The following is a 14,099-nucleotide window of genomic DNA, read 5'->3' as shown; positions in this document are numbered from 1 at the left end:
GCTCTTTAAGCCTGGTAGTAGGGCTATTGGCTTACCCCACAGGTGTGAGGTACACACCACACCTGTGTTGCCCTATTGAGTGGAATATCCACCCAGTAGGGAAGACGGCCTGAAATTCGGAGCTGTCAAGAATCCTCGCCCCTTCCAGGGCGGGGAGAAGTCAAAGCACTGAAAACTCCATATTGCGTGGCTGCATAAATATGCTTTATAATGTATTCATTGTGTACACCTACGTAAAATCCATAAACAATCAGGAGTGATGGTAGCATGGATATGGACAAGCTTCAGATCATAATCGCAATGGTAATCTATATCTCAGCGGTTATTGGCATAGGAGTCTATTACGCAAAGCGCGCAAACGAGAGCAGCCACAACTACCTCATAGGCGGCAGGTCCCTGGGACCGTGGGTCACCGCCATGGCTGCCGAGGCTTCCGACATGAGCGGATGGCTGCTCATGGGACTCCCGGGAATTGCCTACTGGTCGGGCTTGGGAGAAGCGTTTTGGACGGCATTAGGACTGTGTATAGGCACCTATTTGAACTGGCTGCTTGTGGCAAAGAGGCTGCGCATATATTCCCACATTGCTGGAGATGCAATAACCATTCCCGACTTTTTAAGCAACAGGTTCAAGGAAGATAAAAAGGTGATAATGACCATCGCAGCCCTTTTCATACTGGTCTTTTTTAGCATCTATGCCGCAAGCTGCTTTGTAGCCGTCGGAAAGCTCTTCAGCATGCTGTTTGGAAGCAGGTACGTCTATAGCATGATTGTGGGGGCTGTGTTTGTAGTTTCATACACATTTATAGGAGGATTTCTGGCAGAAAGTGCATCGGATTTCATGCAGGGAGTAATAATGTTCTTTGCTCTTACCGTTGTCCTGGTATCTGGCATCTTTGTGGCAGGAGGGATTTCTTCGGTAATTGAAAAAGCAAAAGCCATCCCCGGCTTCTTTGACATATTTTCAATCGCGCAGCCAAAGATTATAGATGGAGTACAGCAAATTGAAAACGGCAAGCCTGTATTCGGAGAACCAGCTAAATACGATTGGCTATCGATAATATCCATCCTTTCCTGGGGATTGGGCTACTTCGGCATGCCTCAAGTGCTGGTAAAGTTCATGGCAATCAACAAATCAAGCAACATCAAATTCTCGAGAAGGATTGCAACCGTTTGGGTTATAATCTCGCTGGCAGCAGCGGTTATCATAGGCATAACGGGCAGAATACTCTATCCCAGTGCATTCCTCACTCAAAGTGTATCGGAGAACATATTTATTTTAATGTCAACCAAATTCTTTATTCCAATATTTGCCGGAATCGTCCTGGCAGGGATACTTGCAGCAACCATCAGCTCAGCCGATTCCTACCTGCTCATAGCCGCTTCGTCGTTTTCAAAAAACATATTCCAGGGTATCCTCAAAAAAGAAGCGGATGACAGGACTGTATTGCGCATGACAAGGCTAACACTGCTTGTTATCTCCGTAATAGCAATGATCATCGCCCTTGACGAAAACAGCATCATATTCAGAGTTGTATCCTTTGCATGGGCAGGCTTTGGCGCAACCTTCGGGCCAATCATACTGTTTTCGCTGTTCTGGGAGAGAACCACCAGGGCAGGAGCCATCGCCGGAATGGTTTCTGGCGGTGCGACGGTGTTCATATGAAAACTGTTTCTTAGCCCCTTGGGAGGAATCTTCAAAATATACGAGCTGCTTCCTGCATTTGTTATATCCTGCGTGGCCATTGTGGTGGTATCGCTGCTAACCAAAGAACCGCCCGAGGAAGTGAAAGAGGAGTTTAGGCTGGTCAAAAAATATAAGGCAGTCTAATACAAGCTGCCTTATATTTTTTATTTTTTAGATACCTTATATCTTCCCAGTATAATCATTGCTTTTATTATCCTTTAATCCTTATAATTCCTATACGCCGCGCACACCTCGTTGTCCATGAGCACCAGCAAAGCCGCCTCTCCTGCCCCATCTCTTTCGGTTATGGCAATGGATTCGGTGCTTACCCTGGTCACCGTGCCATCCTTCTGCTGCAGGATGATTTCATAGGGCTCCTTAACGTAGAAGGCAGCAACCAGATATCGGCCGTTGGATTTATTCTTGGCAAACCGGATGGTTCTAAAGCCAACACCACCACGCCCCTGGGGCTGGTAATCCACCAGAAGGGTTCGCTTGACGAATCCCCTGTCGGTGACCACCACAATCTCGCCTTCGTCATCCACCTCGCTAGCAAAGATCACCTCATCGTCCTCTTTAAGCCTTATAGCCTTAACCCCCTTGGCGGTCCTACCCACACTTGGCACTTCATCCCCGTGGAAACGGATGCTCATCCCTTCCCTGGTGATAAGCATCACATCTCTATCTCCGCGAGTCAGTTCGACTGCCACCACCTTGTCTCCCTCATTGAGCCCGCAGGCCTGTATCTTGGTCTTTTTGGCATTGTACTCGATAAGGGGTGTCCTCTTTATCATGCCCATAGCTGTATAGAACTGAATGTATTGATCTTCCGCAAACTCTTTTACAGAGAGTACAGCCACCGGCCTTTCACCGCCCTCAAGGGAATTGACCAGTGTATACAGCGGCACGCCCCTGTCACGCCATTTCCCTTCCGGAATGTCGTTGCAGGCCAGAGTGTAACAGTTACCTACATCTGTAAAAATAAGCACTTTGTGGTCGGTGGCCGACTCAACCACAAACTCTATATAATCTCCGTCACCGGTTTCGACACTTTCGACGTCGCGGCTGGAACGGCTGTACGATTTGGCCGGAACCCTCTTTATATACTGGTTATGAGAAAGGGTGATAACGGCATCCTCGACGTATATCAAGTCCTCGACACTTATCTCGGCTTCCTTGACGTCTTCAATTATCTTTGTCCTCCGAGGGTCAGCATACTTTTCCTTTATCTCAAGCAGTTCTTGCTTGATGACATTTATTAAAGCCTGCTCCGATGAGAGTATGTTCTCCAACCGCCGTATCTGCCTGGTCAAGTCCTCATACTCCTTCTTGAGGTTTGATATCTCAAGACCTGTGAGCTTTTGAAGCCTCATGTCCAGTATGGCCTGGGCCTGAACGTCGGTCAAATTGAACTTATCCATCAGCCTTTGTTTTGCCTTGCCGGGATTTTCAGATGAACGGATAATGGCTATCACCTCGTCTATGTTCTGTATTGCCACCATGAGCCCTTCCAGGATATGTTGCCGTGCCTTGGCCTTATCCAATTCGTACCTGGTGCGGCGGGTGACCACATCCTTCTGATGGCGAATGTAGTAATCTATAATTGCTTTAAGCCCCAGCTGCTGCGGCTTTCCATCGGCAATGACAACCATATTAATCCCAAACGAGACTTGCAGATCGGAATATTTATACAGATAATTGAGGATCTTTTCTGGGGCAGCATCCTTTTTAAGCTCAATGACGGCGCGTATGCCCTGCCTATCCGACTCGTCGCGAATGTCGGCTATACCGGTTAGTACCCCTTTTTTCTCCTCGCTCAAATTCAAAATCTTTTCAAGCAGCGCCGCTTTGTTAACCTGATAAGGCAGCTCCTTTATCACCAGCAGCTTCTTTCCTCCGGGAGCATCCTCTACCTCTACCCTGGCTCTCAAAAAAATCCTGCCGTGCCCGGTTTCATATGCCTTTTTTATCTCATCCTGGCCTATTATAATCCCTCCGGTGGGGAAATCCGGCCCCGGCATGATTTTGAGCAGCTCATCCAGCGAAATATCGGGGTTTTCCATCTGAGCTATCACCGCATCTATGGCCTCACCCAAATTATGAGGAGGAATATTCGTCGCCATGCCCACGGCGATGCCCGAAGCGCCGTTGACCAGCACATTGGGAAATCTCCCCGGAAGCATATCAGGCTCCTTTAGGGTATCATCAAAGTTCAAGCTGAACTTGACGGTGTCCTTATCGATGTCCCTCAGCATCTCCATTGCCAAAGGCGTGAGGCGTGCCTCGGTATACCGCATGGCGGCAGCCGTATCCCCGTCTATGGAGCCAAAGTTGCCGTATCCATCCACCAGCAACGCCCTCATGTTGAAATCCTGCGCCATCCTCACCATCGCCTCATAAACCGATGCATCGCCGTGAGGGTGGTATTTACCTAGGGTATCGCCCACGATTCTGGCCGACTTACGGTGCGGCTTATCAGGTGTGAGGCCCAGCTCGTACATGGTATAAAGTATCCTCCGCTGCACCGGCTTAAGTCCATCCTCCACCCTGGGCAGTGCCCGATCCATAATCACGTACTCGGCATACGGGATGATGGACTCGTGCATGACTTCTTCCAGGGGTTTTTGAATCACGTTGTCCTGATTCTGCATAAATTCGTTATCCATCCTTTTCGACGCCATGCCTCAACTACACTCCCATCTCTTGCAAAACGTCTACTTTATTGAAATTGGCATAAGCGCTTATATATTCCTTTCGCGGCTGAACCTTATCTCCCATCAAAATGGTGACCAGCCTGTCGGCCTCGGCCGCATCCTCTACCGTAACCTGTATTATCTTCCTCTTTTGAGGATTCATTGTGGTCTCCCACAGCTGCTCTGGATTCATCTCTCCCAAGCCCTTATAGCGCTGTATGGTGTACCTCTTCCCCATGCTCTTTACGACTCTCTTGAGCTCCTCATCGTTGTAAACGTATTCCTCTCTCTTTCCATCGGTGACCCTGTACAAGGGTGGCAGGCCAATGTACAGATGGCCGTTGGTAATGAGCTCTTTCATGTAGCGGAAAAAGAAGGTGAGCAAAATGGCCCGTATGTGTGCCCCGTCCTGGTCGGCATCGGATAGTATTATCACCTTGTGGTATTTCAGATTGGCCAAATTGAAATCCTCGCCAATACCGGTGCCCAGCGCAGAGATGATGGTGGCAAATTCCTCATTGCTCAGCACCTGATCCAGCCTTTTCTTCTCGGCGTTAAGCGGCTTGCCTCGCAGTGGAAGTATTGCCTGAAACCTTCTGTCCCTCCCCTGCTTGGCGGAACCGCCGGCCGATTCGCCCTCCACGATAAACAGCTCATTCAATCTTGGGTCCCTGCCAGTACAGCTGGCCAGCTTTCCAACCAAAGGCGCTCCTTCCAAACTGCTTTTCTTCCGCGCAATTTCACGGGCCTTTCTGGCCGCTTCCCTCACCTTGGCCGCTTTTATGGCCTTTTCTATGATCAGCTTTGCTGTCTCGCTGTTGACTGGCTGTTCAAGGTAATGGCCCAGCTGTTCGGAGACGATGGCCTCCAGAGCCACCCTTGCCTCGGTATTGCCCAGCTTGGTCTTGGTCTGCCCTTCAAACTGTACGTTGTTCATCTTGAGGGAGATAACCGCAGTGATACCTTCACGGAAATCCTCGCCCGAAAGGTTTGGATCCCTGTCCTTTAAATAATTGTACTTCCTGGCATAGTCGTTCAAAACCTTAGTAAGCGCCGACTTAAAGCCCGTTTCATGGGTTCCCCCTTCGGTGGTAGGGATGTTGTTTACGTACGAAAAAATGCTCTCGGTATAGGAATCGGTGTATTGAATGGCGATTTGAACAAATATGCCTTCCTTCTCACCTTCAATATATATGACATCGCTGTGGAGCACGTTTTTATCCTCGTTGAGATACTTTACAAAGTCAACGATACCGCCATTGTAACAAAAAGTACGCCTGCTACCAGCATCCTTTATCCGCTCATCATAAAATTCTATGGTCACTCCGCCATTCAAATAGGCCAGTTCCTTAAGCCGCCTTGAAACGATATCGGCATTCATGCGCACATCCTCAAATATGCGATCATCTGGTAAAAAACGCACCTTGGTGCCCGTTCCAGTAGCGCTGCCTATAACCTCCAGGGGAGTGACGGGCTTGCCTGCAACAACTTTTTTAAGCTGCGGATCGTACACGCTTTCAAACCTCTGCCGGTAAAGCTTCCCGTCCCTCTTTACCTCCACTTCCAGCCATCGGGACAAGGCGTTTACCACCGATGCGCCCACACCGTGTAAGCCGCCAGAAAATCGATAATTTTCGTTGTTAAACTTTCCGCCGGCGTGAAGGTGGGTAAACACCACCTGTACCCCCGGTATACCCAGGGCCGGATGTATATCCACCGGTATTCCTCTGCCGTCATCCTCCACCGTTACGCTGTTATCCTCGTGGATGGTAACCGAAATCCTGGTTGCAAAGCCATTGGCTGCTTCGTCGATTGCATTGTCCACAATCTCCCAAAGGAGATGATGAAGCCCCCGCTGGCCGGTCGAACCGATGTACATCCCCGGTCGCATGCGAACGGCATCGAGTCCTTCCAGTACCTGTATGCTGCTGACTCCGTAAGTCTGTCCCATTTTTTCCTCCTCTTAAGAACATATGTTCTGTTTCAAACATTATTATATCATTTTTTTGTATTTCTTGCAAAATCAATATACTTTGGTACAGAATTTCAATATGCCTTAAAGCTTTCGCAGTTTATGAAGCGCCGTTAACTTAGATTGCATTTAATTTTACCCTACCACATAGGACAATACCTTGCCTATGCTATCGTGTATAACGATGTTGGCCTTATAATCATAAGGCGTTGACGTTTTGTTGATGAGTATCAGCTTGCCTCCTTTATAATAATCCACCAGCCCGGCAGCGGGATATACCACGAGGGATGTTCCTCCCACTATCAGCACATCTGCATTGGAAACGTAGTGTATGGATTTATACAACACATCCATGTCCAGGCTTTCCTCATATAGCACCACATCAGGCCTGACTATCCCACCGCACTTCTCGCATTTTGGAACCAGTTCCTTGCTGTCCATCACATAATCTAGGTCGTAATGCTCTCCACATTTCATGCAATAATTCCTGTGGATGGAGCCGTGAAGTTCCAGCACGTTTTTGCTTCCGGCCGCCTGATGCAGCCCATCTATATTCTGGGTTATGACTGCTTTGAGCTTTCCCTGCTCTTCCAGCTTTGCCAAAGCAATGTGTGCCGCGTTGGGCTTCGCATCCCTGTATACCATCTTACTTTTATAAAACTCATAGAACTCCTCGGGGTGCTTGATAAAGAAGCTGTGGCTCAGCATCACCTCTGGCGGATATGATGTCTTTTGGCTGGTGCTGTACAGGCCCGAAGCACTCCTGAAGTCGGGTATGTTGCTCTCGGTAGAAACCCCCGCTCCACCAAAGAAGACTATATTATCGCTGCCCTCAACAATTTTTTTAAACTCCTCCAATTTTTTGAGTTCATCCACGGCACCTCACCCTTTCTAAAAATGGAAAATTTAAAACCTCTAACACATGGTATTATAACACCCTTCGAAATATTTTGCTACAAATGTCCTTCCGTTTATGGGTGCAAAACAAAAAGGGATTTTCGTTTCGAAAACCCCTTTTGCCACGTTGATCGCCACCCTTATTTCTCCAGGTACAGTATGCCTACCGTACCGGGACCACAATGGCTTGATATGACCGCCCCCGCAGAGGTTATACACACTTCTTTTGGGTTCAGCTCGTTTTTCAGCTTTTCAGCAAGGTATTCTGCTCCCTCCTGGTAATCAGAATGGGTCACGAATATCCTCTCCAGATCAACGTTTTTCCCATCTCCTACGTGATCTGCATAGAATGAATCCAGCACTTTTTTGTCTTTACCCCTGTACTTTTCTCCTACTATCATTCCCCCATCCTTTACTATAATCTGGGGCTTGATTTTTAAGACGGTGCCTGCAATCAGCTGAAGCGACGTACACCTTCCTCCCATGTGAAGGTATTTAAGGGTGCTTATCACAAAACTGGTGCGCACTTTGGGTACCAGCGCATTTACCCTTTCTACAATCTCCTGTGCTCCCATGCCTTGCATGGCCAGCTCCGCCGCTTTTACCGCCAGCAACCCTATCCCGGTAGACAGGTTCTGCGAATCCACCACGTGCACCCTGCCCGGCTCGAATTCATCGGCCGCAATCAGGGCATTTTGGATTGTGGCCGACAGCTTGGATGAAATACCCACAAAAATGACGTCGTAACCCTGGTCTACCCATGGCTTAAAGGCGGTAACAAAATCTTCCACCGGCGCTGCAGCCGTCTTGGGCAAAGTCCGAAGCTCGTCCACCATCTTATAAAGCTGAGCAGTGGTTATGTCCACTCCATCGCGATAGCTCTTATCCCCCATGGTCACATAAAGTGGGAGCACAGAGATATTCAGAGCCTCAAGCTGCTGAGGTGAAAGGTCGGCCGTGCTGTCGGTAAACACCTTAACCTTTTTTTCCACCTAATAACCTCCTTTACTTCGCTTGTGTCAAAAATAAAAAGTTGATATTCTTTGTTGATAAAATATATATTCTACATAATTGTGAAAAATCCTTTAAAAAGATAAAAGGACCTTTAATCTATGATTAAAGGTCCTTTTACCATCGAGGTGTCTATGTTTCTCTATGCTCATTGTAATTTCCGCTCTATAGCATCTTTTATCTCCTCAGGAGTCATTCCACTGGCCTCTATAAACGGAACATTAATGTTGGTATTTTGAATACCCATAACGTTATCATCTAGCCCGGTAAATACCACTGCATCAAAACCGTCGAAAAAATCACCGTGATTTTTCTGGCTGGTATCAAATTCAAATACGCGATAACCTGCATTTTTTAAATAATCCGCCACATGGCTTAGGCCTTTCTGTACCGCTATATTTTTCATGATCGCGCAACCTCCTTTGACACTTATTATTTGTCAAAGGCTTTATCTATATACAACATTGCCAAACCGCTTTTTTCTACACAAAAATATACATCATGCCATGCTGCTCATGTCTTGAATCACTACATTTTGCAGCCATTTACCCTTCTTCAATCTCGAATAGTACAGGACACCCCTTACCAGCCAATCGGTAAACATACCAATCCACACTCCTGCCACTCCCATTTTCAGGGGAACACCAAGGATATACCCCAGAACAATCCTAAAAGCCCACATACCCAAAAATGACGTTGCCATGGTGTATCTGGTATCCCCTGCCCCTTTCAATCCGGCGGGTAGCACAAAAGCAATGGGCCACAGGGGCGGTGTGGCTATTGATGTCAGGCGAATGAGGTGCGCAGATAAGGCTATAACATCCGCGCTTCTGCTGTACAGCCTGGCCAGCGGAATGGCCAAGGGGTAGGTAAACATGCACAGTATCAGCATGCAAAACGACGCCAGTTTGGTCAAATACACCATGGTGTCACTGGCTTCTTCCTTTTCACCTCTGCCCATGTATTGACCCACAAGGGTTGTGGCAGCAACACCCAGAGCATTTCCTGGTACGTTGACTATGGAAAACACAGAACTAGCGATATAGTTGGCAGCAATAGAAGCCGTACCCATGCCTACAATGAACACCTGGGTGATGAGTTTCCCGCCGTTGAACAGCAAAGATTCAACGCTTGCAGGAATGCCCACGTTAAATATGGCTTTCTGCACCGGTAGATTAAATTTAAACGAGCGCAAATCGGTAAGCCTTATGGTTTTAGAGCCTTTGACCAAAACATGGATTATCATAAAAGTGCCTACCGCTCTTGCTACGGCAAGACCAATCGCAGCCCCTTTAACCCCCAGCGCAGGAATTGATACAGAAAAATGTATATTGCTTATATTGAGCCCGTAAATCAATACATACCCCAAGCAGATATTGATGGCGTTCATCAGTATAGTAACCTTCATGGGCGTTCTGGTATCTCCAGCGCCCCTTAATACGCCACAGGCGATAGAAGTGAGAGCTATAAACGGATAAGTGAGGAGTGTTATGCCAAAATACACGTTGACATTTTCCATGACGGCAGGTTCAGCCGCTCCATAAAGCACCAATATAATGTAGCGGCGCAGTATCCAGGTTACAAGCGTGATAAAAAGCGACAGGATCAGTCCCGAAAACATGGCCTGCTTAGTGGCATCATTCGCCTCTTCACGGTTACCGTGTCCTACGTAATGTGCCACCACCGTCCCACCCAGCGACAGAGCAACAAAAAAAAGCCACGAAGATGTTGTTTGTGGAATCCACCATGCCTACCGCCGATACAGCCTGACTTCCCACCTGACCTACCATTATGGCGTTTATCATGCCCATCGACATGGTGAACATCTGCTCGGTTACCACCGGCAGGGTAAGGCTCAAAACATCGCGGCGCACAAGCGCTCCTATGCGCTGTTTAAAATGCATATAAATCATCTCTATTCCAGGTAATTTTGCCTTCTGTGCCAAGATTAATATTATCTCTTTCTAACAGACTAATATTACGCAGTTTTGCCTTTTCATACAAGTCTTCTTTTCTAACTATTTCTTCTAACATCTTTGTCAAAAGGCCAGAAACAGAAGTTTGCCTATCTATAGCTATATGCTTTACTTTTCGTAATAAATCTTTAGGCAGCAATAAAGTTATATTCTGCATCTTCTTCACAGTACCACCTCCACGTAATTAAGTGGATCACATTTTTAGGTGTATATCAACAATAATCCCTTTTCTCCGCCTTTTAACATGTTTTTCGAAAACCTTTCAACAAAAATAACAGCATATAAAAGCAAAGCCCCGCCATACGGCGGGATTTCTGCACATGTGAGCAAGTCTGTAAGCCGAGTTCTGTCGAGGGCGATCATCTATCTAGGCCTACTGTTGCCAGATAGGCTCAAGCGACCTTACCCGGGACGTGGCGGGCCACCACATAATGTCCCCTATTCGGTCTTACTCCAGGTGGGGTTTACAGAGCCAATCCAGTCGCCTGGATTGCTGGTGAGCTCTTACCTCACCTTTCCACCCTTACCCAGCATTCGACGTACAACGTCAAATACCAGGCGGTCTATTTCTGTTGCACTTTCCTTGGAGTCGCCTCCACTGGGTGTTACCCAGCACCCTGCCCTGTGGAGCTCGGACTTTCCTCAGCTGCACTTTTATGGTGTACAGCCGCGATCGCCCGACTTACTCACATGCTCTATTCAATTTGCGCAATATATAATAGCATGGATCACGCGTTTTGTCAAATTATCAAACAGCGCTTTTGGTATCGTTATCGGCCTTATTGGCCAAATAAAGTATTCGGCCACAGTTTTCACACTCTATAATGTCATCTCCCTTTTTTAGCCTTTCAAGCACCAGCGCCGCCAAACTCATGTTACATCCTCCACAGCAGTTCTGCTCCACCATGACTATGGCAGTACCGCGGCTCTTCTTCAGCCTGTTATACCGCTTTATAAGTTCAGGATCAAGCCTGTTTTTCAATTCGTTTCTCTGAGCTTTGAATTCCTGATACTCCTTTTGAATCTTTGCAACCTCGTTATCGTACTCTGTCTTGGTGCTGGAATACTCCTTTTTCGCCTTGACTATACGAACCCGTATATCTTCAAGCCTGTTTGAAAGAGCCTGGATATCCTTGAGCAGGCCCTTTATCTCTTCCTCTTTCCTGGCCAGTTTTTCTTTAAGCTCCACGGCAGCCTTTTGCATTTCTTCCAGCTGCTTGACGCTTCGGACCTGACCACCTTTCACCTTGTCAAAGTCCGATTTAAATGCCTTCAATATGTCTTCATATTCATGATTGATCCGGTTCAATATGTGGTTTTTCTTTTCTGCATCCTCGTTGAGCTTCACCAGCTGTTCCTGTTGCTGCACCAAATAATTTTTAAGCTCTATCAATTTATTCCTCAAGGAAGAGTTTTTTCTCATTTTGTCATATTTATCCAAAGCTAAATCAAGATTCTGGTACTCCCACAGCAGATCCAGCTGTCCCATCAGCACAACCTCCTTTCAACCTTCACATAAAGCGCTCGACCCCCCACAAAAAAATCTTCACACAAAATTTAAAGGGGGTAGACTATTTCCCCACCGTCGTGTAGATATCAGCCATGGTTTCGGCAGCAAATACCTCTATCTCATATTGTAAAGCATCAAAGGCTTTTTGTAAACGACAAACTAACTCCTCCACAATAAAGACTTCGGTGGCATAATGCCCCGCGGCTATGGCGGCCATGCCAAGCTCTGCTGCAGCCTGGGCATCGTGATACTTCAGCTCACCCGTCAAAAAGACCTGAGCACCGCTGGAGTGAGCCTTGTTTATCAAGCTGGCGCCCGATCCCGCGCAAGTTGCCACCACCTGCACTTCGCCGTCAATCCACCCTGCCACCTGAAGGCTCGAAACCCCTAAATCTTTGCACACCTTTTCTATAAATTCGTCAAACGACATCCTGTGCGGCAGTCTCCCAATTCTTCCCAGGCCATGCTTTTTGACGCGGTTTGCCAATGGATATATATCATACGCCACCTCTTCATAAGGGTGGACCTTGAGCATGGCATCGATCACATCTTCCAGCTGGCTCGACAGCACTACGGTCTCCAGTCGAACCTCATCCACTCTCTCAAGGCGTCCCTGCTGGCCGATATAAGGGTTAGTTCCTTCAAGGGGCATAAAGGTGCCTGTTCCGTTAATCTGAAAAGTGCAGTGGCTGTAATTGCCTATCCACCCTGCACCCGCCCGGGCCATCGCCTCCATCACCGCATCCTCGTGCCTTTTGGGAATAAACACCACTACCTTGTACAGCTTATCCCGCTGGTCGAAACTCAAAGGCTCGACGTCCTGAAGGCCCAGGCGCGCGGCTAAAACATCATCCACTCCTCCCGCAGCTTTGTCGAGGTTGGTATGGGCACAGTAGACCGCTATGTTGTTGCGAACAAGAAGGTGCAGCAGGCGTTCCCTGCCCGTATCGCTGCGCAGGCTCTTTAGCCTTTCAAATATAACTGGGTGGTGCGATATGATCATATCCGAGCCTTTTTGTATGGCCTCATGGACTATAGCCTCGGTCACATCCAGGCACACCATGACCTTCTGCACGCTGTCCTGCATCCCCCCCACCAGCAGGCCTACGTTGTCCCATTCCTCTGCAAGATAAGGAGGTGCTATCTCCTCCATCACCTTGACGACCTGTCGTACCGTGTTACCCATTGGTAAACCTCCCTGTATTCTTCAAGCTTGCGTTTGAACTCATCAAGTTCTTTTTTGGAGTCCGGCGTCCCTTGAGATTCCAGCTGCTCTATGATGGCCGCTATCTTAGCCATCTTATGCTCTATAAACTCCTTAAGCAGCGGGTCCTGCTTTTTGATGAGCATATATCCTATATCATAATACACATCCTTAGGGATGTGCTGCCTGCCATGCCGGGCCACGATGACCTCATAGAACTTGTCCTTTTCACGCACCAGTGACTCATCCACTATAGTATATCCATTGTCGGCCAGCCATTTTCTCAGCAAACCCTGAGCCCTCATTGGCTGCAGCACAAAAGTTTTAACGCTTGCCGTCACGTGTGGGGCATTCTTCAAAATATCCCTTATCAGCAGGCCCCCCATTCCAGCCACAATCACGGTATCGGCTTCGCCTGGATATACGACAGACAAGCCATCTCCCACTCTTGGTTCGATTTTGCTTTCCAACCCATGAGCCTTTATCAATGCCTCTGCTTTTTTAAGCGAAGCAGCGCTTATGTCGGTAACAATGGCTCTCTCTGCGATACCGCTCTTGACCAGCCAAACAGGGAGCCTTCCGTGATCAGTCCCAACATCCACAACGCACTTTGAACGTGGCACCATCTCGGCAACGCTGAGCAGTCTGCCTTTCAACCGCATCCCATCACCTTAAATAAAAAAACACCGTTTTATCCGGCGTTGTTGTTACGACAAGACATCAATCATTATCCGCTTTCGCGTTTTTACGGTTATTCGGGCTTCATTCACCAACGCTACAGCCAAATACTGCTACCTCTCATACCCACTATATTAGATGCTAACTTTATGCTCCCATTGTTTCCCACACTTGTCCTGGCTATAGCTGACACTAGACGTTATATAAGCATCATCGGCATAAATAAAATGGTGGGCCTTCAGGGATTCGAACCCCGGACCAACCGGTTATGAGCCGGCTGCTCTGACCGCTGAGCTAAAGGCCCACAAAAAACCCCGCAGCTGCGGGTAATATTATACCGCAATCCCACTATTCAGTCAATAGGTAAAAAATCTCAATGTTGTTATTCTGTGATAATGTCATATTGAAATTATTCTGATATAATGTCATACATGAGAGAGGAGATATTCAACATGACACAAAAAGAAATGAC

At 47.6% G+C, this 14,099-nt stretch carries 10 protein-coding genes, 1 tRNA gene, 1 other RNA gene and 1 pseudogene; 1 reads left to right on the top strand and 12 read right to left on the bottom strand.

What is annotated here, in order from left to right; translation table 11 throughout:
* Positions 1–267: 267 nt before the first annotated feature.
* Complete coding sequence (locus tag BM241_RS10925) at positions 268–1,665, top strand: sodium/proline symporter (protein WP_340147913.1); 1,398 nt, start codon at positions 268–270, stop codon at positions 1,663–1,665.
* A gap of 239 nt (positions 1,666–1,904) precedes the next feature.
* Here BM241_RS10925 and gyrA read toward each other — a convergent pair whose 3' ends face one another.
* The 12 genes and pseudogenes from gyrA to BM241_RS10865 all read right to left on the bottom strand — a co-directional run bounded on the left by gyrA (position 1,905) and on the right by BM241_RS10865 (position 13,931).
* A complete protein-coding gene (gene gyrA, locus BM241_RS10920) occupies positions 1,905–4,367 on the bottom strand; it encodes a DNA gyrase subunit A (RefSeq protein ID WP_092282778.1) in 2,463 nt (820 codons plus the stop codon).
* Between the two features lie 7 nt (positions 4,368–4,374).
* On the bottom strand, positions 4,375–6,330 hold the full coding sequence (gene gyrB / locus BM241_RS10915; protein WP_025747084.1) for a DNA topoisomerase (ATP-hydrolyzing) subunit B: 1,956 nt from the start codon (positions 6,328–6,330) through the stop codon (positions 4,375–4,377).
* A 156-nt stretch (positions 6,331–6,486) separates the two neighbouring features.
* Positions 6,487–7,227 carry an NAD-dependent protein deacylase gene (locus BM241_RS10910; protein ID WP_035146040.1) on the bottom strand — a complete coding sequence of 247 codons (741 nt, stop codon included), beginning with the start codon at positions 7,225–7,227 and terminating at the stop codon, positions 6,487–6,489.
* A 161-nt stretch (positions 7,228–7,388) separates the two neighbouring features.
* Positions 7,389–8,240, bottom strand: a complete 852-nt coding sequence (locus BM241_RS10905; RefSeq protein WP_092282777.1) for a DegV family protein — start codon at positions 8,238–8,240, stop codon at positions 7,389–7,391.
* Positions 8,241–8,407: 167 nt separating this feature from the next.
* Positions 8,408–8,665, bottom strand: a complete 258-nt coding sequence (locus tag BM241_RS10900) for a YkuS family protein (RefSeq protein ID WP_025747087.1) — start codon at positions 8,663–8,665, stop codon at positions 8,408–8,410.
* 93 nt (positions 8,666–8,758) lie between these two features.
* A pseudogene (locus tag BM241_RS10895) lies at positions 8,759–10,163 on the bottom strand (MATE family efflux transporter).
* Positions 10,153–10,392 carry a CopG family transcriptional regulator gene (locus tag BM241_RS10890; protein ID WP_177206163.1) on the bottom strand — a complete coding sequence of 80 codons (240 nt, stop codon included), beginning with the start codon at positions 10,390–10,392 and terminating at the stop codon, positions 10,153–10,155. The pseudogene BM241_RS10895 and the gene BM241_RS10890 overlap by 11 nt, the downstream one beginning before the upstream one ends.
* 162 nt (positions 10,393–10,554) lie before the next feature.
* Positions 10,555–10,924, bottom strand: an RNA gene (gene rnpB, locus BM241_RS10885) — RNase P RNA component class A.
* A gap of 59 nt (positions 10,925–10,983) precedes the next feature.
* Positions 10,984–11,724, bottom strand: a complete 741-nt coding sequence (locus BM241_RS10880) for a zinc ribbon domain-containing protein (protein ID WP_025747089.1) — start codon at positions 11,722–11,724, stop codon at positions 10,984–10,986.
* Positions 11,725–11,806: 82 nt separating this feature from the next.
* Positions 11,807–12,931, bottom strand: a complete 1,125-nt coding sequence (locus BM241_RS10875; RefSeq protein ID WP_092282776.1) for a Nif3-like dinuclear metal center hexameric protein — start codon at positions 12,929–12,931, stop codon at positions 11,807–11,809.
* Positions 12,898–13,605, bottom strand: a complete 708-nt coding sequence (locus BM241_RS10870; RefSeq protein ID WP_051456317.1) for a tRNA (adenine(22)-N(1))-methyltransferase — start codon at positions 13,603–13,605, stop codon at positions 12,898–12,900. Before BM241_RS10870 ends, BM241_RS10875 begins: the two co-directional genes overlap by 34 nt.
* 250 nt (positions 13,606–13,855) lie before the next feature.
* A tRNA-Ile gene (locus BM241_RS10865) sits at positions 13,856–13,931 on the bottom strand.
* Positions 13,932–14,099 lie beyond the last annotated feature (168 nt).

Source organism: Caldicoprobacter faecalis, assembly GCF_900115765.1.
Lineage (GTDB): Bacteria > Bacillota > Clostridia > Caldicoprobacterales > Caldicoprobacteraceae > Caldicoprobacter > Caldicoprobacter oshimai.
This window is presented reverse-complemented; position numbering and strand designations above follow the sequence as displayed.

Coding starts and splice junctions, on each gene's coding strand:
- BM241_RS10925 (WP_340147913.1), top strand. CDS start 268: ATGGATATGGACAAGCTTCAGATCATAATCGCAATGGTAATCTATATC.
- gyrA (WP_092282778.1), bottom strand. CDS start 4,367: ATGGCGTCGAAAAGGATGGATAACGAATTTATGCAGAATCAGGACAAC.
- gyrB (WP_025747084.1), bottom strand. CDS start 6,330: ATGGGACAGACTTACGGAGTCAGCAGCATACAGGTACTGGAAGGACTC.
- BM241_RS10900 (WP_025747087.1), bottom strand. CDS start 8,665: ATGAAAAATATAGCGGTACAGAAAGGCCTAAGCCATGTGGCGGATTAT.
- BM241_RS10890 (WP_177206163.1), bottom strand. CDS start 10,392: ATGCAGAATATAACTTTATTGCTGCCTAAAGATTTATTACGAAAAGTA.
- BM241_RS10880 (WP_025747089.1), bottom strand. CDS start 11,724: ATGGGACAGCTGGATCTGCTGTGGGAGTACCAGAATCTTGATTTAGCT.
- BM241_RS10875 (WP_092282776.1), bottom strand. CDS start 12,931: ATGGGTAACACGGTACGACAGGTCGTCAAGGTGATGGAGGAGATAGCA.